The 21090-nt window shown below is 55.3% G+C and carries 23 protein-coding genes; 16 read left to right on the top strand and 7 right to left on the bottom strand.

Features of this window, described 5'->3' with window-relative positions; genetic code table 11:
• Nucleotides 1-1572 (top strand): galactarate dehydratase, encoded by a 1572-nt coding sequence (gene garD / locus ABLU88_RS15240; protein ID WP_348836923.1) that lies wholly within the window; start codon nt 1-3, stop codon nt 1570-1572.
• A 60-nt stretch (nt 1573-1632) separates the two neighbouring features.
• Here garD and ABLU88_RS15235 read toward each other — a convergent pair whose 3' ends face one another.
• A complete protein-coding gene (locus ABLU88_RS15235) occupies nt 1633-2442 on the bottom strand; it encodes a DeoR family transcriptional regulator (protein ID WP_064358301.1) in 810 nt (269 codons plus the stop codon).
• A gap of 250 nt (nt 2443-2692) precedes the next feature.
• On the opposite strand from ABLU88_RS15235, the gene kbaZ reads away from it, so the two are divergent.
• The 9 genes from kbaZ to ABLU88_RS15190 all read left to right on the top strand — a co-directional run bounded on the left by kbaZ (nt 2693) and on the right by ABLU88_RS15190 (nt 12053).
• Nucleotides 2693-3994, top strand: a complete 1302-nt coding sequence (kbaZ, locus tag ABLU88_RS15230; RefSeq protein WP_025108324.1) for a tagatose-bisphosphate aldolase subunit KbaZ — start codon at nt 2693-2695, stop codon at nt 3992-3994.
• A 12-nt stretch (nt 3995-4006) separates the two neighbouring features.
• Nucleotides 4007-4480 carry a PTS N-acetylgalactosamine transporter subunit IIB gene (gene agaV, locus ABLU88_RS15225; protein ID WP_025108323.1) on the top strand — a complete coding sequence of 158 codons (474 nt, stop codon included), beginning with the start codon at nt 4007-4009 and terminating at the stop codon, nt 4478-4480.
• 10 nt (nt 4481-4490) lie between these two features.
• Nucleotides 4491-5270, top strand: coding sequence for a PTS N-acetylgalactosamine transporter subunit IIC (agaW, locus tag ABLU88_RS15220; protein ID WP_009651887.1), 780 nt, complete (start codon nt 4491-4493; stop codon nt 5268-5270).
• Nucleotides 5260-6138, top strand: a complete 879-nt coding sequence (gene agaE / locus ABLU88_RS15215; RefSeq protein ID WP_004125554.1) for a PTS N-acetylgalactosamine transporter subunit IID — start codon at nt 5260-5262, stop codon at nt 6136-6138. The genes agaW and agaE overlap by 11 nt, the downstream gene beginning before the upstream one ends.
• Nucleotides 6139-6155: 17 nt before the next feature.
• Nucleotides 6156-6590, top strand: a complete 435-nt coding sequence (gene agaF / locus ABLU88_RS15210) for a PTS galactosamine/N-acetylgalactosamine transporter subunit IIA (protein ID WP_004125557.1) — start codon at nt 6156-6158, stop codon at nt 6588-6590.
• Nucleotides 6587-7720, top strand: a complete 1134-nt coding sequence (nagA, locus tag ABLU88_RS15205) for an N-acetylglucosamine-6-phosphate deacetylase (protein ID WP_265801054.1) — start codon at nt 6587-6589, stop codon at nt 7718-7720. The genes agaF and nagA overlap by 4 nt, the downstream gene beginning before the upstream one ends.
• 304 nt (nt 7721-8024) lie before the next feature.
• Complete coding sequence (locus tag ABLU88_RS15200; RefSeq protein WP_025108320.1) at nt 8025-9179, top strand: SIS domain-containing protein; 1155 nt, start codon at nt 8025-8027, stop codon at nt 9177-9179.
• A 12-nt stretch (nt 9180-9191) separates the two neighbouring features.
• On the top strand, nt 9192-10064 hold the full coding sequence (gene kbaY, locus ABLU88_RS15195) for a tagatose-bisphosphate aldolase subunit KbaY (protein ID WP_004125566.1): 873 nt from the start codon (nt 9192-9194) through the stop codon (nt 10062-10064).
• Nucleotides 10065-10163: 99 nt separating this feature from the next.
• Entirely contained in the window at nt 10164-12053 is a 1890-nt protein-coding gene (locus tag ABLU88_RS15190) for an enterotoxin (protein WP_032751456.1), read from the top strand.
• 34 nt (nt 12054-12087) lie between these two features.
• On the opposite strand, the gene rsmI is transcribed toward ABLU88_RS15190, so the two are convergent.
• The gene (gene rsmI, locus ABLU88_RS15185) at nt 12088-12948 is read right to left on the bottom strand and encodes a 16S rRNA (cytidine(1402)-2'-O)-methyltransferase (protein WP_064378039.1); all 861 of its coding nucleotides are present in this window, start codon (nt 12946-12948) and stop codon (nt 12088-12090) included.
• A 63-nt stretch (nt 12949-13011) separates the two neighbouring features.
• Here rsmI and ABLU88_RS15180 point away from each other — a divergent pair, with 63 nt between their 5' ends.
• Genes ABLU88_RS15180 through dolP form a run of 4 tightly spaced genes read left to right on the top strand, consistent with a single transcriptional unit; the run spans nt 13012 to nt 16635 of the window.
• Nucleotides 13012-15093, top strand: a complete 2082-nt coding sequence (locus ABLU88_RS15180; protein ID WP_116280638.1) for a penicillin-binding protein activator — start codon at nt 13012-13014, stop codon at nt 15091-15093.
• On the top strand, nt 15051-15437 hold the full coding sequence (locus ABLU88_RS15175) for a YraN family protein (RefSeq protein ID WP_014226966.1): 387 nt from the start codon (nt 15051-15053) through the stop codon (nt 15435-15437). The genes ABLU88_RS15180 and ABLU88_RS15175 overlap by 43 nt, the downstream gene beginning before the upstream one ends.
• 22 nt (nt 15438-15459) lie before the next feature.
• The gene (gene diaA, locus ABLU88_RS15170) at nt 15460-16050 is read left to right on the top strand and encodes a DnaA initiator-associating protein DiaA (protein WP_002918211.1); all 591 of its coding nucleotides are present in this window, start codon (nt 15460-15462) and stop codon (nt 16048-16050) included.
• 9 nt (nt 16051-16059) lie between these two features.
• Nucleotides 16060-16635 carry a division/outer membrane stress-associated lipid-binding lipoprotein gene (gene dolP / locus ABLU88_RS15165; RefSeq protein ID WP_004125578.1) on the top strand — a complete coding sequence of 192 codons (576 nt, stop codon included), beginning with the start codon at nt 16060-16062 and terminating at the stop codon, nt 16633-16635.
• A 106-nt stretch (nt 16636-16741) separates the two neighbouring features.
• On the opposite strand, the gene ABLU88_RS15160 is transcribed toward dolP, so the two are convergent.
• Together ABLU88_RS15160 and ABLU88_RS15155 are read right to left on the bottom strand one after the other, a co-directional pair.
• The gene (locus ABLU88_RS15160; RefSeq protein WP_064358307.1) at nt 16742-17782 is read right to left on the bottom strand and encodes a permease; all 1041 of its coding nucleotides are present in this window, start codon (nt 17780-17782) and stop codon (nt 16742-16744) included.
• 69 nt (nt 17783-17851) lie between these two features.
• Entirely contained in the window at nt 17852-18502 is a 651-nt protein-coding gene (locus ABLU88_RS15155) for an NAD(P)H-binding protein (RefSeq protein ID WP_032751460.1), read from the bottom strand.
• A gap of 128 nt (nt 18503-18630) precedes the next feature.
• On the opposite strand from ABLU88_RS15155, the gene ABLU88_RS15150 reads away from it, so the two are divergent.
• On the top strand, nt 18631-19149 hold the full coding sequence (locus ABLU88_RS15150; protein ID WP_004854517.1) for a type 1 glutamine amidotransferase domain-containing protein: 519 nt from the start codon (nt 18631-18633) through the stop codon (nt 19147-19149).
• Here the strand turns inward: ABLU88_RS15150 and ABLU88_RS15145 are convergent.
• Nucleotides 19129-19572, bottom strand: coding sequence for a YhbP family protein (locus ABLU88_RS15145; protein ID WP_032751462.1), 444 nt, complete (start codon nt 19570-19572; stop codon nt 19129-19131). The two genes, ABLU88_RS15150 and ABLU88_RS15145, sit on opposite strands and share 21 nt — an antisense overlap.
• 55 nt (nt 19573-19627) lie before the next feature.
• Between ABLU88_RS15145 and ABLU88_RS15140 the strand changes: the two genes are divergently transcribed.
• Nucleotides 19628-19912 (top strand): GIY-YIG nuclease family protein, encoded by a 285-nt coding sequence (locus tag ABLU88_RS15140; RefSeq protein ID WP_025108143.1) that lies wholly within the window; start codon nt 19628-19630, stop codon nt 19910-19912.
• Here the strand turns inward: ABLU88_RS15140 and ABLU88_RS15135 are convergent.
• Entirely contained in the window at nt 19899-20402 is a 504-nt protein-coding gene (locus ABLU88_RS15135; protein ID WP_004125592.1) for an N-acetyltransferase, read from the bottom strand. The genes ABLU88_RS15140 and ABLU88_RS15135 overlap by 14 nt on opposite strands.
• Nucleotides 20396-20920: an SCP2 domain-containing protein gene (locus tag ABLU88_RS15130; protein WP_004854523.1), complete on the bottom strand. Its 525-nt coding sequence runs from the start codon at nt 20918-20920 to the stop codon at nt 20396-20398. Before ABLU88_RS15130 ends, ABLU88_RS15135 begins: the two co-directional genes overlap by 7 nt.
• Between the last annotated feature and the right edge of the window lie 170 nt (nt 20921-21090).

The following is a 21090-nucleotide window of genomic DNA, read 5'->3' as shown; positions in this document are numbered from 1 at the left end:
ATGGCTGATATTGAAATTAGACAAGAATCGCCAACGGCGTTTTATATAAAAGTACACGAAACGGATAACGTGGCGATTATTGTTAACGATCGCGGTTTAAAGGCCGGAACGCGTTTCCCTGACGGGCTCACGCTCGTTGAACATATCCCGCAAGGCCATAAAGTCGCGCTGGTCGATATTCCCGTCCACGGTGAAATCATCCGCTATGGCGAAGTGATTGGCTATGCGGTACGCGATATTCCGCAGGGCTGCTGGATTGACGAATCGCTGGTCGAACTACCGAAAGCGCCGCCGCTGCATACCCTACCGCTGGCGACCAAAGTCCCGGCGCCGCTGCCGCCGCTGGAAGGCTATACCTTCGAAGGCTATCGCAACACCGACGGTAGCGTGGGCACTAAAAACCTGCTCGGCATTAGCACCAGCGTGCACTGCGTGGCGGGCGTCGTCGATTATGTGGTGAAAATTATCGAACGCGATCTGCTGCCGAAGTATCCCAACGTCGATGGCGTTGTGGGTCTCAACCACCTGTATGGCTGCGGCGTGGCGATTAACGCTCCGGCGGCGGTCGTCCCGATCCGCACCATTCATAACCTGGCGCTCAATCCAAACTTCGGCGGCGAAGTGATGGTGATTGGCCTTGGCTGCGAAAAACTGCAGCCGGAGCGCCTGCTGGAAGGCACCGACGATGTGAAAAGTATCCCCGTGGATAGCGCCAGCATCGTCAGCCTGCAGGATGAGAAGCACGTCGGTTTTAAATCAATGGTAGATGACATTCTGCAGGTCGCCGAGCGCCACCTGGAGAAGCTGAACCAGCGCCAGCGTGAAACCTGCCCGGCCTCCGAGCTGGTTGTCGGTATGCAGTGCGGCGGCAGCGATGCGTTTTCTGGCGTCACCGCCAACCCGGCGGTGGGCTACGCGTCCGATCTGCTGGTGCGCTGCGGGGCGACCGTTATGTTCTCGGAAGTCACCGAAGTGCGCGATGCGATCCATTTGCTGACGCCGCGCGCCATCAACGAAGAAGTCGGAAAACGCCTGCTGGAGGAGATGGCCTGGTACGATAACTATCTCGATATGGGCAAAACCGACCGCAGCGCCAACCCCTCCCCGGGCAACAAGAAAGGCGGCCTGGCGAACGTCGTCGAGAAAGCGCTGGGCTCTATCGCTAAATCCGGGAAGAGCGCGATTGCCGAAGTGCTCTCTCCGGGGCAGCGCCCGACCAAACGCGGGCTGATTTACGCCGCGACGCCGGCGAGCGACTTTGTCTGCGGTACTCAGCAGGTGGCTTCCGGGATCACGGTGCAGGTCTTTACTACCGGTCGCGGTACGCCGTACGGCCTGGTCGCCGTGCCGGTCATAAAAATGGCGACGCGTACCGAGCTGGCAAACCGCTGGTATGACTTAATGGATATCAACGCGGGAACCATCGCCACCGGAGAAGAAACCATCGAAGAGGTAGGGCTGAAGTTGTTTGAATTTATTCTTGATGTCGCCAGCGGCCGCAAGAAGACCTTCTCGGATCAGTGGGGATTGCACAATCAGCTGGCGGTGTTTAACCCGGCGCCGGTGACGTGATAATCCTTAGCAGAAAAGCCGGGCGGCGGTGAATGAGCATCGCCCCCGGCGTATCAATATTTACGCATTCACCAGAATGACTTCAACGCCGCTCTTACGCAGCCCCTCCAGGCTTTCTGGCGGGATACCATCATCAACGATGATGGTATCGATCCGCTGAGTGTCGACGATCTTATGCAAGCTGGAACGGTTGAATTTTGTCGAGTCGGTGACCACGATAATGCGCTCCGCAACCTCACACATCCGACGATTTAGTCTGGCCTCGTCTTCATTATGGGTGCTGACGCCCCGCTCCAGATCGATCGCATCAACACCGAGAAACAGCATATCGAAGTGGTAATTTTGCAACGACTGTTCTGCCTGGTCGCCATAGAACGAAAGCGATTGACGGCGCAAGTGCCCACCGGTCATCAACAGCTCAACACCATCCGCTTCAAGTAATGCATTAGCAACATTCATACCGTTGGTCATAGCAATAACGTCAGTATGCTCGCGCAGCAGACGGGCGATCTCATATGTCGTGGTACCGGAATCGAGAATAACGCGATGCCCCGGCCCGATCAGCGCAATAGCAGCTCCGGCGATACGCCGTTTTATCGCCGTATTCAGCGAGCTTTTATCCTCAACAGAAGGCTCTCCGCCGGGGATATTACTGTCGCAAATCAGTGCACCACCATAAGCCCGAACGGCGATCCCCTGCTTTTCTAGAAACGCAAGATCGTTACGGATCGTCACCGTAGAAACGCCGAACAATTCAGAAAGATCGTTCACCTGCACGCTTCCATGCTGCCGCAACCGCTGGATGATCTGCTCCCGTCTTTCGCTGGTACCGGGTACCCGCTTATCTGCAGAATGGTCTGTGTTGCTCATAAGAAATCCTTTAACTAATTCTTTCGTTTTATTTCGTTTTCCTTATTAACGCCTTTCTTTTACCCGAATGCAAGCCCCGCGATAGGTATCTCAGCCCATAAACTCGCCGCAAAACACTTTCATTATGTTTCTTTTGTGAAACAGATCGGAAAACTATTATCTTTCGTTTTATTTTTATAACACCATGATGCAGTATAAAATGAAACAAAACGAAAGATAATTATCATAACCATCCAACCTGGAGAGGAAAGTGAAACATCTGACGACTATGGTGGAACAGCATAAACGGGGGAAAGCAAACGGTATATATGCCGTTTGTTCGGCGCATCCACTAGTTCTGGAGTCTGCAATACGCTACGCACATGCTAACCGAACTCCTCTGCTGATCGAGGCAACCTCCAATCAGGTTGATCAGTTTGGCGGTTATACGGGAATGACCCCAGCTGATTTTCGCCACTTTGTCTGCCAACTGGCCAACTCGCTTGATTTCCCCGAAGAGCAGTTAATTCTGGGCGGCGACCATCTCGGCCCAAATCGTTGGCAGCATCTGCCAGCAGAGCAGGCGATGGCCAATGCTGACGGTTTGATCAAAAGCTACGTGGCTTCTGGATTTAAAAAAATCCATCTTGATTGCAGCATGTCCTGTCAGGGCGATCCGGTTCCGCTAACCGATGCTATCGTCGCTGAACGTGCTGCACGTCTGGCAAAGATTGCCGAGGAAACCTGCGTGGAGCAGTTCGGCGAATCGGATCTCGTCTACGTCATTGGCACCGAAGTGCCTGTACCAGGCGGTGCCCACGAAACATTAGCCGAGCTAGAGGTCACTACACCCGATGCGGCACGCGCCACGCTGAAAGCCCATCGCCATGCGTTTGAAAAACTGGGTCTGGATACCATCTGGTCCCGCATCATTGCCCTGGTTGTGCAACCCGGCGTCGAGTTCGATCATACGCACATCATAGATTACCAACCGCAAAAAGCCGTCGCTCTGAGCAAAATGGTTGAAGCTTACGACACGTTGGTATTCGAAGCACACTCCACGGATTACCAGACGCCGCAATCTTTGCGCCAGCTAGTGAAAGATCACTTCGCCATTCTGAAAGTTGGTCCGGCGTTGACTTTCGCCCTGCGCGAAGCGCTGTTCTCGCTAGCAGCCATTGAGGAGGAGCTGTTGCCGGCCAAAGCCTGCTCTGGCCTGCGTCACGTACTTGAGAGCGTAATGCTAGATCGCCCGGAATACTGGCAAAGCCACTATCACGGCGATGGCAACGCACGTCGTCTGGCCCGCGGCTACAGCTATTCCGATCGCGTTCGTTATTACTGGCCGGACAGCCAGATTGATGACGCATTCGAAAGATTGGTTCGCAATCTGGCGGGTGAGCCAATCCCGCTACCGCTTATCAGCCAGTATTTACCTTTGCAGTACGCAAAAGTACGCGAGGGAGATCTCAGTGCCACGCCGCGGGAACTCATCATGAGCCACATTCAGGACATACTGCAGCAGTACCATGCCGCCTGTCAGGGCGTTACTTCCATAACGGATAACAACTAAGAGGAAAACGCTATGCCAAATATCGTACTGAGTCGTATTGACGAAAGACTCATCCATGGCCAGGTAGGCGTACAGTGGGTCGGATTTGCGGGGGCAAATCTGGTACTGGTCGCTAATGATGAAGTCGCTGAAGACACCGTGCAGCAGAATCTGATGGAAATGGTTTTGGCCGAAGGGATTGCCGTACGTTTCTGGTCGCTGCAAAAAACGATCGATAACATTCACCGTGCCGCCGACCGGCAGAAAATTTTACTGGTATGCAGAACACCGACTGATTTTCTCAAGCTGGTCGAAGGCGGTGTGCCCGTCACACGCATCAATGTGGGAAACATGCATTACGCCGAAGGTAAAAAACAAATTGCCAAAACGGTTTCTGTCGACGCGAACGATATCAGCGCCTTTAACGGTCTGAAAGCGGCCGGAGTGGAATGCTTCGTTCAGGGTGTCCCGACAGAACCTGCTTTGGATCTCTTTAAACTACTTTGAGGGATTCACAATGGAAATTAGTCTGTTGCAGGCTTTTGCATTAGGTATTCTCGCCTTTATTGCCGGCCTCGATATGTTCAACGGTTTAACACACATGCACCGTCCAGTGGTACTTGGGCCGCTGGTTGGTCTGATTCTGGGCGATCTGCATACCGGTATTTTAACCGGCGGCACGCTGGAACTGGTGTGGATGGGTCTGGCGCCGCTGGCTGGCGCTCAGCCGCCTAACGTCATTATTGGCACTATCGTGGGAACAACTTTTGCCATAACCACCGGCGTGAAACCTGACGTGGCTGTAGGGGTCGCCGTACCGTTTGCCGTCGCAGTACAAATGGGCATTACCTTCCTGTTCTCCGTCATGTCCGGCGTGATGTCCCGCTGCGATCGCATGGCCGCAAATGCCGATACAGCAGGTATTGAACGGGTTAACTATCTGGCGCTGCTGGCGCTAGGCATTTTCTACTTCCTTTGCGCTTTCCTGCCAATTTACTTCGGAGCAGAACACGCGAAAACCGCCATTGATGTGCTGCCCGAACGTCTGATTGACGGCCTGGGCGTTGCAGGCGGCATCATGCCCGCTATCGGCTTTGCCGTACTGCTAAAAATCATGCTGAAAAACGTCTATATCCCTTATTTCATCATAGGTTTCGTTGCCGCGGCCTGGCTCAAGCTTCCGGTCCTGGCTATCGCCGCGGCCGCGCTGGCAATGGCGCTGATCGATCTGCTGCGTAAATCTCCCGAACCGACTAAACCAGCGGCACAGAAAGAGGAATTCGAAGATGGCATCTAACCAACATACCTTGTCGAATACGACTGAAAATGAAGAAACGCTGCTCACCGGGGTGAATGAAAACGTCTATGAAGATCAGAATATTGGCGCCGATCTCACTAAAAAAGACATTAACCGCGTGGCCTGGCGTTCCATGCTGCTGCAGGCTTCTTTTAACTATGAGCGTATGCAGGCATCTGGTTGGCTATACGGTCTGCTACCCGCGTTGAAAAAGATCCATACCAACAAACGCGATTTGGCCCGAGCCATGAAAGGCCATATGGGATTCTTTAATACCCATCCTTTCCTGGTGACGTTTGTTATTGGCATCATTCTGGCAATGGAACGCTCCAAGCAGGATGTCAACAGCATCCAAAGCACCAAAATCGCCGTTGGCGCACCGCTCGGTGGGATTGGCGATGCCATGTTCTGGTTGACGCTCTTGCCGATCTGCGGCGGGATAGGAGCCAGCCTGGCGCTGCAAGGCTCTATCCTTGGCGCCATAGTCTTTATCGTGTTGTTTAACGTCGTCCATCTCGGTCTACGCTTTGGTCTGGCGCACTATGCATATCGAATGGGCGTCGCAGCAATTCCGCTTATCAAAGCGAACACAAAGAAAGTGGGTCATGCGGCGTCAATCGTTGGGATGACGGTCATTGGGGCGCTGGTAGCAACCTATGTTCGCCTGAATACGACGCTCGAAATCAAGGCCGGCGATGCGGTGGTTAAACTGCAGGCCGACGTTATTGATAAATTGATGCCCGCATTTTTGCCGCTGGTCTATACCCTGACCATGTACTGGCTGGTACGCAGAGGCTGGAGTCCGCTGCGCCTTATTGGCATCACCGTGGTTCTGGGCGTCGTCGGTAAATTCTGTCACTTCCTGTAAAGCAAAAGAGGTCAGAGATGTTAGGTATCATTTTGACGGGGCATGGCGGATTTGCCAGCGGCATGGAAAAAGCGATGAAACAGATCCTCGGCGAGCAGTCTCACTTTATCGCTATCGATTTTCCTGAGACTTCCACCACCGCGCTGCTTACCTCGCAGCTTGAGCAGGCTGTTGGAGAACTGGACGGCGAGGAAGGCCTCATATTCCTGACCGACCTGCTCGGCGGGACGCCATTCCGCGTTGCATCAACACTGGCGATGCAAAAAACCGGCCGTGAAGTGATTACCGGCACCAACCTGCAGCTACTGCTGGAAATGGTGCTGGATCGCGATGAACTCAGCGGCGAGGCGTTTCGCATACAGGCCCTGGAGTGCGGGCACCGTGGCTTGACCAGTCTGGTGGACGAGCTAGGACGCTGTCGCGAAGAGAGCACCGCCGAGGAAGGGATATGACACAAATTCTGCGCGCCAGACGTCTGCTGACGGAACAAGGCTGGCTGGACGATCATCAACTGCGTATTGAAGAGGGTGTCATTACGGCAATAGAGCCTATCTCCATGGGAACCATGCTCCGTGATGCTGAGCTACTCGCTCCCGCTTACATCGATACTCACGTCCACGGTGGCGCCGGGGTCGATGTGATGGACGATGCTCCGGATGTACTTGATAAACTAGCCATGCACAAAGCACGTGAAGGGGTTGCCGGCTGGCTCCCCACCACCGTTACGGCTCCGTTAGAGACGATACACCGAGTGCTGGCGCGTATAGCGCAACGCTGCTATTCCGGAGGTCCCGGAGCGCAGGTGCTGGGAAGCTATCTGGAAGGTCCTTATTTTACGCCGCAGAACAAAGGCGCTCATCCTGCGGAATGGTTCCGCGAACTGGATCTCGCAGAACTGGATGAAATGATAGCCATTTCTCGCGATACCCTGCGCGTGGTTGCGCTGGCACCGGAAAAAACCGGAGCACTTCAGGCGATTAACCATCTGAAGCATCGAGGTCTGCGGGTAATGTTGGGGCATAGCGCGGCGACCTGCGAGCAAACCCGGAGCGCTTTTGATGCCGGTGCGGGCGGGCTGGTGCATTGCTATAACGGTATGACGGGATTACACCATAGGGAACCGGGCATGGTTGGCGCAGGGTTAACCGACGCACGTGCATGGCTGGAACTTATCGCCGACGGACACCACGTTCACCCCACTGCCATGAAGCTATGCTGCAGCTGCGCGCAAGACCGGATAGTACTAATTACCGATGCGATGCAGGCCGCGGGAATGCCTGACGGGAGCTATACCTTATGCGGCCAAAAGGTAGAGATGCGTGGTGGTATTGTGCGGACCGCTTCCGGTAGTCTGGCGGGCAGTACGCTTTCGGTAGATGCGGCGGTTCGTAATATGGTCGAACTCACCGGTATTTCCCCTGAGAATGCTATCCATATGGCTTCACTACATCCAGCCCGTCTGCTGGGAATCGACCATCAGTTAGGTTCGCTAAAGGCCGGTAAACGCGCCAGCGCCATCGCCCTCAACGGTGGACTGCATTTACAAGGGATATGGATTCAGGGCCAGGTTTTCCCTCTATAGCCCTTCATTAAACGTCATAGTGGCCTTCGACTTACGATCGCAAGGCCTTTACTTTCTTTTCCTTTCGTAAAACAAAACTCTCACGTTGCTTTCATGGGATTTATTATCCATTTATCAATTACATATATAAAACCCCCGCTCCCTCGATCACAAATTTCGTTTTATTTCATTTTGCATCATTGAACTTTCGATTTCTTTCCTATAAATTTTAATCAATCGATCACATGAACAAGTGAAACAAAACGAAAGATAGCGACAATTTGCCAGCGTCTGATGTGGAGTTCACAAGATAAGGACTTACGTTATGTCAGAAATTTATACCCCTGCTGCCGCGGCGACCGGAACCTGGACAGAAGAAGAGATCCGTCAGCAGCCTGTCTGTTGGATGCACTCACTGAAAAACATCGACAATATTCGTCCGGCGATCGACAACTTTCTCACGCCACTGCTGCATAAAAACGATCTGCGGATCATCCTGACCGGAGCTGGCACTTCGGCATTTATCGGCGAAATCATCGCTCCATGGCTTGCTAATCACAGCGCAAAAAACATTAGCGCGGTACCAACTACCGATCTGGTTACCAATCCGATGGATTACCTGAACCCGGCGCATCCGCTACTGCTGGTCTCCTTCGCCCGTTCCGGCAACAGCCCGGAGAGCGTAGCCGCCGTTGAGCTGGCAAACCAGTTCGTCCCGGAGTGCTATCACCTTTCAATTACCTGCAACGAAGCGGGTAGCCTTTATCAAAACGCTCTTGAGAACGGGAACGCCTTTGCGCTATTGATGCCAGCAGAAACGCACGATCGCGGCTTTGCGATGACCAGCAGTATTACCACAATGATGGCCAGCTGCCTGGCGGCCTTTGCGCCAGAAGTTATTAACAGCCAGACATTCCGCGATGTGGCCGATCGCTGCCACGCAATACTGACCTCACTCGGCGATTTCAGCCACGGCGTATTTGGCAGCGAGCCCTGGAAGCGGATCGTTTATCTCGGCAGCGGTGGGTTACAGGGCGCTGCGCGTGAATCGGCGTTAAAGGTCCTGGAGCTAACGGCGGGTAAGCTGGCAGCGTTCTATGACTCACCGACCGGTTTCCGCCATGGACCAAAATCACTGGTCGATAACGAAACGCTGGTTGTGGTGTATATATCTAGCCACCCCTACACCCGCCAATACGATCTCGACCTGCTGGCAGAACTACGGCGCGATCGGCAGGCCATGCGTGTGGTGGCCATCGCCGCGGAGAGCGATGCCGTTATTGAAGCTGGCCCACATATCCTTCTGCCGCCAGCGCGTCACTTCGTTGATGTAGAACTGGCCTTCTGCTTCCTGATGTACGCCCAGGTATTCGCCCTTACGCAGTCGATCGCCGTAGGAAATACGCCGGATACCCCCTCCGCCAGCGGCACGGTTAACCGCGTAGTGCAGGGCGTCGTTATTCATCCATGGCTGGCTTAAGAGGATCCGATCATGAGCATTATTTCTACCAAGTATCTCCTGCAGGATGCCCAGGCAAAAGGCTACGCGGTACCCGCGTTCAACATCCATAACGCCGAAACGATCCAGGCGATTCTGGAAGTGTGCAGCGAAATGCAATCACCCGTGATCCTCGCCGGAACCCCGGGTACTTTTAAGCATATTGCGCTGGAGGAGATCTACGCGCTATGCCGCGCCTACTCCACCAGTTTCGGCATTCCGCTGGCTCTGCATCTCGATCACCATGAATCGCTGGAAGATATTCGCCGGAAAGTGGACGCAGGCGTACGCAGCGCCATGATCGACGGCAGCCACTTCCCGTTTGAAGAGAATGTGAAACTGGTAAAATCGGTGGTGGATTTTTGCCATGCCCGCGACTGTAGCGTAGAAGCTGAACTCGGACGCCTGGGTGGAGTAGAAGACGACATGAGTGTGGATGCGGAAAGCGCGTTTTTGACCGATCCGCAGGAAGCCAAACGTTTTATTGAGCTAACGGGCGTAGATAGCCTGGCCGTAGCGATTGGTACGGCTCATGGCCTTTACACCAAAAAACCCAAAATCGACTTCCAGCGTCTGGCGGAAATCCGTGAAGTGGTGGATATTCCGCTGGTACTCCATGGCGCAAGCGATGTGCCTGATGAGTATGTTCGCCGCACCATCGAACTGGGTGTGTGCAAAGTCAATGTCGCTACTGAACTGAAAATCGCCTTTGCTGCTGCGGTGAAAAAATGGTTTGCCGAAAATCCGCAAGGTAACGATCCGCGTTATTACATGCGCGTTGGCATGAACGCGATGAAAGAGGTGGTACGCAGTAAGATCGCCGTATGCGGGTCGGCCAACCGCCTTTTACAAATCGCCGAAGCCTGAGTGTAGCCAGCCCCCAGCACCTCCCCCTTACCAAAGCGTTAACCCAATGGAGGCTAACGCTGCTTACCTCTGAAAAAAACGAAAACAAGGACTTTTCTCATGAAAAAAACGCTCAATGTTTCGTTACTGGCTCTGCTTATTTCCAACGGGGCTTTCGCCGCCCAATATGCACTGGACAGCAAATACCTTGCCGTTTCATTTAACGATGCGAATTCTGTGATGGCGCTTAAAGACGTTAAATCACAGCATCAGCTTTCACCCGAAGAGCTTTTCTTTCTTACTCTTCCGGATGAAACGGTCATTCACGCCGCTGACTTTAAAATAAAGCATGTAGATAAGAAAGATAACACCATTATCATTGATTATGCTCATCCGGATTTTAACGTCGAGGTAAAACTGAATCTGGTTAAAGATAAATACGCCAGCATTGATTATACGATTACCGCCCTCGGGAAGGCGCAAGAGGTCTCTAAAATCACGTTTTTCCCCACCAGAAAACAGTCACAAGCCCCGTGGGTAGAAGGCTCAATAAATAGCTCGCCGATTATTGCTGATTCATTTTTTATATTGCCGAATAAACCCGTAGTGAACACCTGGGCTTATGAAGCAACCACCAATCTTAATGTTGAACTAAAAACACCTTTACAGCCAGGCACCGCCGTTAGCTATACCACCTGGTTCGGTACATTCCCGGAAATCAACCAGCTACGCCGAAGCGTCAACCAGTTTATCAATGCGGTTCGCCCGCGGCCCTATAAGCCCTATCTGCACTACAACAGCTGGATGGATATTGGATTCTTTACCACCTATACCGAACCCGAAGTTCTACAGCGTATGGATGAATGGAATAAGGAATTCATTACCGGACGCGGTGTAATGCTGGATGCCTTCCTGTTAGATGATGGCTGGGATGATCGGACCGGAAGATGGTTATTTGGTCCGGCTTTTAGCAACGGATTCAGTAAGGTAAGAGAAAAAGCCGATAGCTTGCATAGTTCAATCGGACTCTGGCTTTCTCCCTGGGGCGGATATAACAAGCCGCGGGATATTCGCGTATCCCATGCTAAAGAATATGGCTTCGAAACCGTCGATGGAAAATTTGCGCTCTCCGGCCCTAACTATTTTAAAAACTTTAATGCACAGATTATTAATTTAATTAAAGAAGAGCATATCACTTCATTTAAACTGGATGGTATGGGGAACGCAAATTCACATATTAAAGGTAGTGAGTTCGCATCTGACTTCGATGCGTCAATTGCCCTACTTCATAATATGCGTAGCGCCAACCCAAATCAGTTTATTAATTTAACCACCGGGACCAACGCCAGCCCCTCATGGCTGTTCTATGCTGACGCTATCTGGCGTCAGGGTGATGACATTAATCTCTACGGTCCCGGCACGCCAGTACAGCAATGGATGACTTATCGGGATGCAGAAACCTGGCGCTCTATCGTACGAAAAGGTCCACTATTTCCACTTAACTCACTGATGTACCACGGCATAGTTAGCGCTGAAAACGCCTATTACGGGCTTGAGAAGGTACAAACGGATAGCGACTTTGCCGATCAAGTATGGAGCTATTTCGCTACCGGCACCCAGCTACAAGAGCTTTACATCACACCGTCCATGCTCAATAAAGCGAAATGGGATGTCCTGGCGCAGGCGGCAAAATGGTCCCGCGCTAACGCCGATATATTAGTCGATACCCACTGGGTGGGCGGCGATCCGACTGCGCTGGAAGTGTATGGTTGGGCATCCTGGAGCAAAGAAAAAGCTATCCTGGGGATACGTAACCCATCGGATAAACCGCAGCAATACTATCTCGACCTGACGAAAGCATTTGAGCTTCCGCATGGGGCAACCTCAAACTTCACGTTAAGAAGCATCTACGGGAGCAATTCGACATTCCCTGATAAATACCAGGCCCCAATTGTCGTCACGTTGCAGCCATTACAGATGCTTGTATTCGAAGCAACCCCCGCTAAATAAGGTATTGGCCCGGGCAATCGCCCGGGCATTCTGCTTACCCCTGCTGCTCCAGGGCATACTTATACAGGGCGTTTTTCTTCACGCTGTGGATTTCCGCAGCCAGCGCGGCGGCTTTTTTCAGCGGCAGCTCAGCCTGCAGCAGGGCCAGCGTACGCAGCGCTACCGCCGGCAGCGCCTCTTCCTGCGCTTTAAAACCTTCTACGATCAGCACCATCTCGCCTTTACGGCGATTTTCGTCCTCTTTCACCCATGCCAGCAGCTCGCCGATCGGCGCTCCGTGAATCGATTCCCAGGTTTTGGTCAGCTCACGTGCCAGCACCACGTAGCGGGACTCCCCCAGCACAGCGCAGATATCCTCCAGGCTTTCCAGCAGGCGGTGGGTAGACTCATAAAAAATAATCGTCCGCGGCTCTTCTTCCAGCGCCTTCAGCGTGTCACGACGCCCTTTGGATTTGGCAGGCAGAAAGCCTTCATAGCAGAAGCGATCCGAAGGCAGACCCGCCGCGCTCAGCGCCGCAATCGCCGCACAGGGGCCGGGCAGAGGCACCACGCGAATATTAGCTTCACGGCAGGTGCGCACCAGATGATAGCCGGGATCGTTAATCAGCGGCGTTCCGGCGTCGGAAACCAGCGCGATGTTTTGCCCCGCTTTAAGCTTCGCGACCAGCGTTTCCGCCTTTTGCTGCTCGTTGTGGTCATGAAGCGCGAATAAACGGGCGTTGATCGCAAAATGCTGCAGCAGCAAACCGGTATGGCGGGTATCTTCCGCTGCAACTAAATCAACGGCTTGCAACACTTCCAGCGCGCGTTGCGTGATATCAGACAGATTCCCTATCGGAGTGGGCACAATATAGAGCTGTCCCTGAGAATTATCTGCTGATTCGTGTTGTTTCATTGTCTCGTCCGTATTGCCGAATTAATATTGAGCATTGAGCCAAAAAAATATCACTGGACACATATGGTACCGTCAACATTTCTTCGTTCTAAACCCGTGCGTTGTCTGCCCGTACTGCTGGCCGCGCTGATCTTTGCCGGCTGCGGTACCCATACTCCGGATCAAAGTACGGCGTATTTGCAGGGTACGGCCCAGGCAGACTCCAGTTACTATCTGCAACAGATGCAGCAAAGCACGAATGATAGCAAGACCAACTGGCAATTACTCGCCATTCGTGCACTGCTGAAGGAAGGTAAGAAACCGCAGGCGATCGACCTGTTCAACCAGCTACCGTCTAATCTCAATGGTGCGCAAAGCCGCGAAAGGTCGCTGCTGGCGGTGGAAGTGAAGCTGGCGCAGAACGATTTCCAGGGCGCGCAGACGCTGCTCAGCAAGCTCGACCCGGCAAGCCTTGAGGAGAACCAGCTGCCCCGCTACTGGCAGGCGCAAATTGACGCCAGCCAGGGTCAACCTTCGCTGAACCTGCTGCGGGCCCTGATTGCCCAACAGTCGCTGTTAAGCCTGCCTGCGCAAAAGCAGAAAAACATCGACGCGACCTGGAAAGCGCTCACCGCCATGACCAAAGATCAGGCCAACGCGCTGGTCATTAACGCCGATGAGAACGTCCTGCAGGGCTGGCTGGATCTGCAGCGCATGTGGTTTGATAACCGCAGCGATCCGACGATGCTCAAGGCGGGAGTGAAAGACTGGCAGACTCGCTACCCGCAAAACCCGGGGGCGAAAATGCTGCCGACGCAGTTAGTGAATATGCAGAACTACCAGGCCGCATCGACCAATAAAATCGCCCTGCTGCTGCCGTTAAACGGCCAGGCGGCGATTTTTGGCCGCACGATCCAGCAGGGCTTTGAAGCGGCGAAGAACGGCGCGCCTGCCGTTGCAGGAAGCGCAGTACCCGCCCAGGTCGCCCAGGCGGCGAACGTTGCCGAAAGCGCCGTAGTCAGCCCATCGCAGGCGGAGGTCACCGATCTGACGACCACCAATAACGCTCAGACTCCGGTACAGGCGCCAGCGGCCGACCAGGCGCAAACCGCGGCGCCGGTCACCGCGCCGGCGGCAGTACAAGTCCCGTCGCCGGAGGCCACCAGCCAGCCGGCGGAAGCGCCGCAGGCTCAGGCCGTCGCCGCAACGCCAGCCAACCCTTCCGCAGAACTGAAAATCTACGACACCACCACTCAGCCAATGAGCCAGCTGCTGGCCCAGGTGCAGCAGGATGGCGCGACCATCGTCGTCGGTCCGCTGCTGAAAGATAATGTCGAAGATGTCATCAAGAGCAATACCTCGCTGAACGTGCTGGCGCTCAATCAGCCGGAAAAAGTCGAAAGCCGGGCCAATATCTGCTATTTCGCCCTCTCGCCGGAAGATGAAGCCCGCGACGCGGCGCATCACATTCACGATCAGGGCAAACAGACTCCGCTGCTGCTGGTGCCTCGCGGCGCCCTGGGCGATCGGGTGGTTACCGCCTTCGCCAACGAGTGGCTGAAGCTGGGGGGCGGTACCGTCCTGCAACAGCGCCTGGGCTCCACCGCCGAGCTGCGCGGCAGCGTCAACAGCGGTATTTCGCTAAGCGGTACGCCGGTCTCAACCCTGCCGTCAGCGCAGGACAGCGCCCTGGGTAGCCCGAGCGATGTGCCGGTCAGCAGCACCGGCGGCGTCGACGCCGCGTATATCCTGGCCACGCCGGAACAAATCGCTTACATCAAACCGATGATCGCCCTGCGTAACGGCAGCCAGAGCGGCGTGACGCTCTACGCCAGCTCCCGCAGCGCCCAGGGGACTTCCGGACCGGACTTCCGTCTGGAGATGGAAGGTCTGCAATATAGCGAGATCCCGATGCTGGCGGGAAGTAACCCTGCCCTGCAGCAGCAGGCGCTGGCCGCCGTTCGTAACGACTACTCGCTGGCGCGCCTGTACGCCATGGGCGCCGACGCCTGGTCCCTTGCCAACCATTTCTCGCAGATGCGCCAGGTTCCCGGCTTTGAGCTGAACGGCAATACCGGCGATCTCACGGCCACTCAGGATTGCGTGATCAACAGGAAACTGTCATGGCTCAAATACCAGGGTGGGCAAATCGTCGCGGCCAACTAAGTAAACAGACCGGCGATGCCTGGGAAACCCAGGCGCGCCGCTGGCTGGAGAGCCAGGGTCTGCGTTTTATCGCCGCCAACGTCCGCGAGCGCGGCGGCGAGATAGACCTCATCATGCGCGACGGCAGCGTCACCGTCTTTGTCGAAGTACGCTATCGTCGCAGCGCAAACTACGGCGATGCCGCCTCCAGCGTGACGCCGCAAAAGCAACAAAGACTGCTCAAAGCCGCGCGTCTGTGGCTCTGCCGACAGAATGGGAGCTTTGAGACTGTGGATTGCCGTTTCGATGTGGTAGCCTTCACCGGAAACGACATCCAATGGCTAAAAAACGCCTTTGGCGAATAGCGTAAACGAATTAAGGGATCCCGTGCTCGACAGAATCAAAGCCTGCTTCACCGAAAGCATTCAAACCCAAATTGCAGCAGCGGAAGCACTCCCGGACGCCATCTCCCGTGCGGCGATGACGCTCGTTCAGTCGCTGCTGAACGGCAACAAAATCCTCTGTTGTGGTAATGGCACTTCCGCCGCCAACGCACAGCATTTTGCTGCCAGTATGATTAACCGTTTTGAAACAGAGCGTCCTGGTTTACCCGCCATTGCACTAAATACCGATAATGTGGTCTTAACCGCAATTGCCAACGATCGCCTGCATGACGAAATCTATGCTAAGCAGGTGCGAGCGTTGGGACACGCCGGCGACGTGCTGCTGGCGATTTCTACGCGCGGCAACAGCCGGGACATCGTGAAAGCCGTGGAAGCGGCGGTCACCCGCGATATGACTATCGTGGCGTTAACCGGTTATGACGGCGGTGAACTGGCTGGCCTGTTAGGGCAGCAGGACGTCGAAATCCGCATTCCGTCGCATCGCAGCGCGCGAATTCAGGAAATGCACATGCTCACCGTCAACTGTCTGTGCGATTTGATCGATAACACGCTTTTTCCACACCAGGACGATTAAGGAGAACACATGAAGGCTCTCTCGCCCCTCGCCATTCTGCTGTCTGCGCTACTGCTTCAGGGATGCGTTGCTGCTGCGGTAGTCGGAACGGCAGCAGTCGGCACTAAAGCCGCGACGGACCCGCGTACGGTAGGTACTCAGGTGGACGACAGCACGCTGGAGCTGCGCGTTAACAGCGCGCTGTCGAAAGATGAACAAATTAAGAAACAGGCCCGCATCAACGTGACCGCCTACCAGGGCAAAGTTCTGCTGACCGGGCAGTCCCCAACGTCCGATCTCTCCGCGCGCGCGAAGCAAATCGCTATGGGCGTAGAAGGTACGACGGAGGTGTTTAACGAAGTGCGTCAGGGCCAGCCGATCGGCTTAGGAACCGCGTCTTCGGATACCTGGATCACCACCAAAGTCCGCTCCCAGCTGCTGGGTACCGACCAGGTGAAATCCTCCAACGTGAAGGTGACAACCGAAAACGGTGAAGTGTTCCTGATGGGTCTGGTCACCGACCGTGAAGGACGCGCGGCGGCGGATATCGCCAGCCGGGTGAGCGGCGTGTCTCGCGTCACCACCGCCTTTACCTATATCAAGTAAGCGTCTCTGCCCCCGGCTTGCGCTACGCTGAGCCGGGCTACGGGTTCACCGTTGGCTGTGGGCCGGTAGCCCGGACAGGCGCGCAGCGCCGCCTCCGGGAAGATCATCAGAGTAAAGCGACGCCCCCAACCACCGCGCCGCACAGCGCCACCAGCCCACCGGTCAGCCACAGCGCCTTCGCCGGGAACGCTTTACGCAGCATAATCAGTGACGGTACGCTAACAGCAGGCAGCGTAATCAGCAGCGCCAGCGCGGGCGCCGTGCCCATTCCTGCCAGCATCATGGTCTGCACAATCGGGATCTCCGCCGCCGTCGGTATCACAAACAGGCAGCCGACAATCGCCATGGCAATCACCCAGAACAGCGTATTCTCCACCACGCCATCGGCGTGAGGGAATAGCCACACCCGCGCGGCGCCCAGCACCAGAACCGCCAGAATATAAACCGGGATGGTATTCCAGAACAGCGTCCACAGCGCGCGCAGCCAGCGGCTGAAGAAGCCGTCCTGCCCCGTTGTGACCGACATTTCAGGCACGGGAACCGGCTGCGTCGCCGCTTCTTTCACCCATTTCTGAACCAGCGTGGCGACCACCAGTACGGTCGCCAGTCCCGCCAGCAGGCGAATCAGCGCAAACTGCCAGCCCAGCACGAAGCCCATAAACACCAGCGTCGCCGGGTTGAGCAGCGGATTGCCCAGCCAGAATGCCAGCGCGCCGCCCATGGATACCTGCTGTTTACGCATTCCCGCAGCCACCGGCGCGGCGCAGCAAGTGCACATCATCCCCGGTAGAGAGAATGCGGTCCCCAGCAGCGTACCGCGAAAACGCGATTGCCCTAACGTGCGCCGCAGCCAGTCACGCGGGATCAGCACCTGAATGAGCGATCCCAGCAGCACGCCTAATACCGCCGCTTTCCATACCGCCAGGAAATAGACCAGCGCGTAATCCCAGGCCGCAGCGAAAGGATTCGCATCGCTATTTGCAAGAATGGATTTGCCGATACTGTGCGTCTCAGCGGCGGTAAAGGCTTTGCCGTAATAGGGCTGCCATTTAACGAACCACAGACCAACGATAACGACGAGAAAAAACAGCGCGGGCTTCCACCATTGAAACGGTGCTGCCGCCTGAGATGAAGACTGACCAGCCATAGCATTCCCCAGGGAGTGTCATGATAAATTGAGGACATGAATACTACGCCTCCGGGGAAACTTTGGAAATCAGTAATCCCCCGCGCGCGCGGCCCTCTCGCGCAGCTGCGACGAGGAGAGAATGCGGACGCCTTCCTGCGCGGGCGAGAGCGCCTCCGCGAGTAGCGCGCTTGCCACGTCCCGCGCGTCTATCGATTTCAGGTTTCCCGGCAGCAGGCTAAAAAGCGGCGCAAGGAGCGTCTCGCCGGCGCGTTTTTTTTCGCGCTCGCCTACCAGCATTGATGGACGGGCAATCGTCAACCTCGGCCACTGCTGCGCAATCAGCGCCTCTTCCATCTCGCCTTTTACCCGATTATAGAAAAAGGGGGAATGCGCGTTCGCCCCCATCGCGCTGACCACCAGCATATGCTGCGCGCCCAGCTTTTTCCCCACCAGCGCGGTATCAATGACCAGCGTATAATCGGCATGCACAAACGCCTCTTTGCTTCCCGCTTCCCGGCGGGTGGTCCCCAGGCAGCAGAAAACAATATCGACCGGATCGACCACCTGCGCCAGCGCATCCGTGAGCTGCGGATCGTGCGGGTTAAATACGCCGGAGATATCGCTCAGCGGCCGACGCGTGGGCGCAGCAATGGACTTAATATCCGGTGCGTTGAGTAGCATTCGCAGTAAGTGACCACCAACTAACCCGGTTGCCCCCGTTAACAGTACCTGACTCATCGAAACTCCTTTGCAGATTTTTCTATGTTGCGATCCCAGCCTCATGTTCCAGACTTAATACTCTACGAGGTAATTATCCATCATCATCAGGGAAATGCCTCATTCCACACCGAAACACTGGAGGAAGAATGAGTAAGAAGATAGCCGTTTTAATTACCGACGACTTTGAAGACTCGGAGTTCACCTCACCCGCGGACGCCTACCGTCTGGCCGGACACAAGGTGGTGACCATTGAAAAACAGGCGGGGAAGAAGGTAAAAGGAAAAAAAGGGGAAGCTGAAGTCGTTATCGATAAAGCTATTGATGACGTCAGCCCTGCCGACTTCGACGCCCTGCTGCTGCCGGGCGGATATTCACCGGACTCGCTGCGCGGCGACGAACGCTTTGTCACCTTCACCCGCGATTTTGTCAATAGCGGCAAACCGGTCTTCGCCATCTGCCATGGCCCGCAGCTGTTGATTAGCGCTGATGTGATTCGCGGGCGTAAACTGACGGCCGTGAAGCCTATCGTAGTCGACGTGAAAAACGCCGGTGGCGAATTCTATGACCAGGAAGTGGTGATCGACAACGAACAGCTGGTGACCAGCAGAACCCCGGACGACCTGCCGGCCTTTAATCGTGAAGCCTTACGCCTGCTCGGCGCCTGATTCGCGCAGCCAGTGCAGCTTTTTCCCAAAGCCCAGCGTGTTATCGGTGAACTTGATCTCATCGGGACGAATCTCCCAGACTGGCGCCGATAGCATGCGGGCCACCGGAAAACGGCTGACGTAGCGCTTGCGCATCGCCGCCTCTTCTTCCCCGGCGAGGCGGCGAATTTTACCTTTGAACTGTACGCCGCGGATCAGCGCCACGCTCTTTGGCTGGCCGTTGACCGTCCCGGCCACGTTGGCGCTTTCCCCGGTCATTTGGCCGTGGCGCGTTTTTTCATCGCTGAGCAGATAAAATGCGACCTTCTCCGGGTCATAAACGTAAAAAGCATTGGCGCACCACAGCTCATCATCGCGGGCGACGCACCAGGTCACGACGTGCTGCTTACCCAGCCAGCGGCCGATCGCGGCGAGCGTATCCATCTTTACTCTCCAGTATGTTATGGTGCTCACACCTTAACATAGCGACCTCTGTACCGTGTGCTGGTTTCTCTATCTGATTCGTACCGCCGATAATCGCCTTTATACCGGGATTACCACCGATGTTTCACGCCGCTTTTGCCAGCATCAGACTGGTAAGGGCGCGAAAGCGCTGCGTGGAAAAGGCGAGCTTCAGCTGGCCTTCAGTCAGGAAGTTGGTGAACGCTCACTAGCGTTGCGGCTTGAGTATCGTATTAAGCAGCTAACGAAGCGCCAGAAAGAGCGCCTCGTTGCCGGGGACGGTTCATTTGAGGCGCTGCTGGAAAGCCTCAGAAGCGATTAAAGTGGTCGCTATATTCGACCAGCCCGCTCACGCCGTTCAGCGCGTCATCGGCCAGACGATGCACCTGGAAAGCCTCGGCGCTATCGGGCCAGCGGCAGCGCAGATCGAAACGCGCCGCGGGTTCAAAGCCCAGACGGCCATACAGCGCCGGATCGCCAAGCGTCACGACGGCGGCATAGCCAAACTCGTTCAGGGAATCGAGCCCTTCATAGACCAGTTGACGCCCGATGCCCTGACCGCGGTAGCTTTCATCGACCGCCAGCGGAGCCAGTCCAACCCACTGCAGCTCTTCGCCTTCGACGGCGACCGGGCTAAAGGCCACGTAGCCTACGACCTGACCTTCGTCATCCGTCGCCACCACGCCCAGCGTGATCAGGCCATCTTCACGAAGACTGTGCACCAGCTGCGCTTCCGCGTCGCCGCCGAAGGTACGACGCAATAGAGCATCGATACCCGGCGCATCAATCCCAATCTCTACTCGAATCAGCATGCCTCACCTACCGATGTCTGTTCAGGTTTCTGCGGGCCTTTCAGGCCAGCTTCAACAAAGTCCGCCAGCTGCAGCAGCATAATACGCAGCGCCTTTGGCATCTGCTCCAGCTCAATGGCATCCATCAGGTTTTTTACATACAGTCCCAGCTCGGTATCGCCTTCGATAACCAGGCGACGCTGGAAGAACAGCGTATCCGGATCCTGCTTACGCGCCGCGATCATCAGCAGGTCGCTGGCGTCGGCGCTGAAGCTGACGTCCGCTTCAGCCGCAGGGCTGACCACCAGACGACCGTCCACCACCGAGGTATACCACAGCAGGCCGATGTCGCGCACATGAATACTTAACCAGCGCCCCTCGAGAAACTCCAGTTCCCCATCCGCCAGCGCCTGACGAAATTGCCAGCTTAATACCTGTTCCAGCACCTGGCGCTTGAGGGCAAATGGCGCCAGCTTAACCGGCACGCTCATCATCGACGGGCCAAAGTGAACCAGTTTGGAACGCAGTTTATCCAACACAAGCTTTACTCCATGAATGCAATAGTTCCTCTATTGTGCCATATCAAATAAACGACATAGCGGCGTAAATCAACAAAATCACGATGCCGGGCCGCAGGTATTGATCCCGCCAATACGCTTTTAACTGCCTCAAATCAAAAATTATCACCAAAAGGTTAACTAAAATCCCA

The organism is Klebsiella sp. GW_Kp182, from assembly GCF_040062275.1.
Classification (GTDB): domain Bacteria; phylum Pseudomonadota; class Gammaproteobacteria; order Enterobacterales; family Enterobacteriaceae; genus Klebsiella; species Klebsiella michiganensis.
The sequence above is the reverse complement of the archived record's forward strand: the minus strand, read 5'-3'. Positions and strand labels throughout refer to the sequence as shown.

What these genes read in the sequence shown, in the direction of transcription:
- ABLU88_RS15150 (WP_004854517.1), top strand. Translation starts at nt 18,631, where the DNA reads ATGAGTAAGAAGATAGCCGTTTTAATTACCGACGACTTTGAAGACTCG.
- kbaY (WP_004125566.1), top strand. Translation starts at nt 9,192, where the DNA reads ATGAGCATTATTTCTACCAAGTATCTCCTGCAGGATGCCCAGGCAAAA.
- dolP (WP_004125578.1), top strand. Translation starts at nt 16,060, where the DNA reads ATGAAGGCTCTCTCGCCCCTCGCCATTCTGCTGTCTGCGCTACTGCTT.
- agaF (WP_004125557.1), top strand. Translation starts at nt 6,156, where the DNA reads ATGTTAGGTATCATTTTGACGGGGCATGGCGGATTTGCCAGCGGCATG.
- nagA (WP_265801054.1), top strand. Translation starts at nt 6,587, where the DNA reads ATGACACAAATTCTGCGCGCCAGACGTCTGCTGACGGAACAAGGCTGG.
- ABLU88_RS15180 (WP_116280638.1), top strand. Translation starts at nt 13,012, where the DNA reads ATGGTACCGTCAACATTTCTTCGTTCTAAACCCGTGCGTTGTCTGCCC.
- ABLU88_RS15235 (WP_064358301.1), bottom strand. Translation starts at nt 2,442, where the DNA reads ATGAGCAACACAGACCATTCTGCAGATAAGCGGGTACCCGGTACCAGC.
- rsmI (WP_064378039.1), bottom strand. Translation starts at nt 12,948, where the DNA reads ATGAAACAACACGAATCAGCAGATAATTCTCAGGGACAGCTCTATATT.
- agaW (WP_009651887.1), top strand. Translation starts at nt 4,491, where the DNA reads ATGGAAATTAGTCTGTTGCAGGCTTTTGCATTAGGTATTCTCGCCTTT.
- ABLU88_RS15155 (WP_032751460.1), bottom strand. Translation starts at nt 18,502, where the DNA reads ATGAGTCAGGTACTGTTAACGGGGGCAACCGGGTTAGTTGGTGGTCAC.
- ABLU88_RS15200 (WP_025108320.1), top strand. Translation starts at nt 8,025, where the DNA reads ATGTCAGAAATTTATACCCCTGCTGCCGCGGCGACCGGAACCTGGACA.
- agaV (WP_025108323.1), top strand. Translation starts at nt 4,007, where the DNA reads ATGCCAAATATCGTACTGAGTCGTATTGACGAAAGACTCATCCATGGC.
- ABLU88_RS15160 (WP_064358307.1), bottom strand. Translation starts at nt 17,782, where the DNA reads ATGGCTGGTCAGTCTTCATCTCAGGCGGCAGCACCGTTTCAATGGTGG.
- ABLU88_RS15135 (WP_004125592.1), bottom strand. Translation starts at nt 20,402, where the DNA reads ATGCTGATTCGAGTAGAGATTGGGATTGATGCGCCGGGTATCGATGCT.
- ABLU88_RS15175 (WP_014226966.1), top strand. Translation starts at nt 15,051, where the DNA reads ATGGCTCAAATACCAGGGTGGGCAAATCGTCGCGGCCAACTAAGTAAA.
- ABLU88_RS15190 (WP_032751456.1), top strand. Translation starts at nt 10,164, where the DNA reads ATGAAAAAAACGCTCAATGTTTCGTTACTGGCTCTGCTTATTTCCAAC.
- garD (WP_348836923.1), top strand. Translation starts at nt 1, where the DNA reads ATGGCTGATATTGAAATTAGACAAGAATCGCCAACGGCGTTTTATATA.
- ABLU88_RS15145 (WP_032751462.1), bottom strand. Translation starts at nt 19,572, where the DNA reads ATGGATACGCTCGCCGCGATCGGCCGCTGGCTGGGTAAGCAGCACGTC.
- agaE (WP_004125554.1), top strand. Translation starts at nt 5,260, where the DNA reads ATGGCATCTAACCAACATACCTTGTCGAATACGACTGAAAATGAAGAA.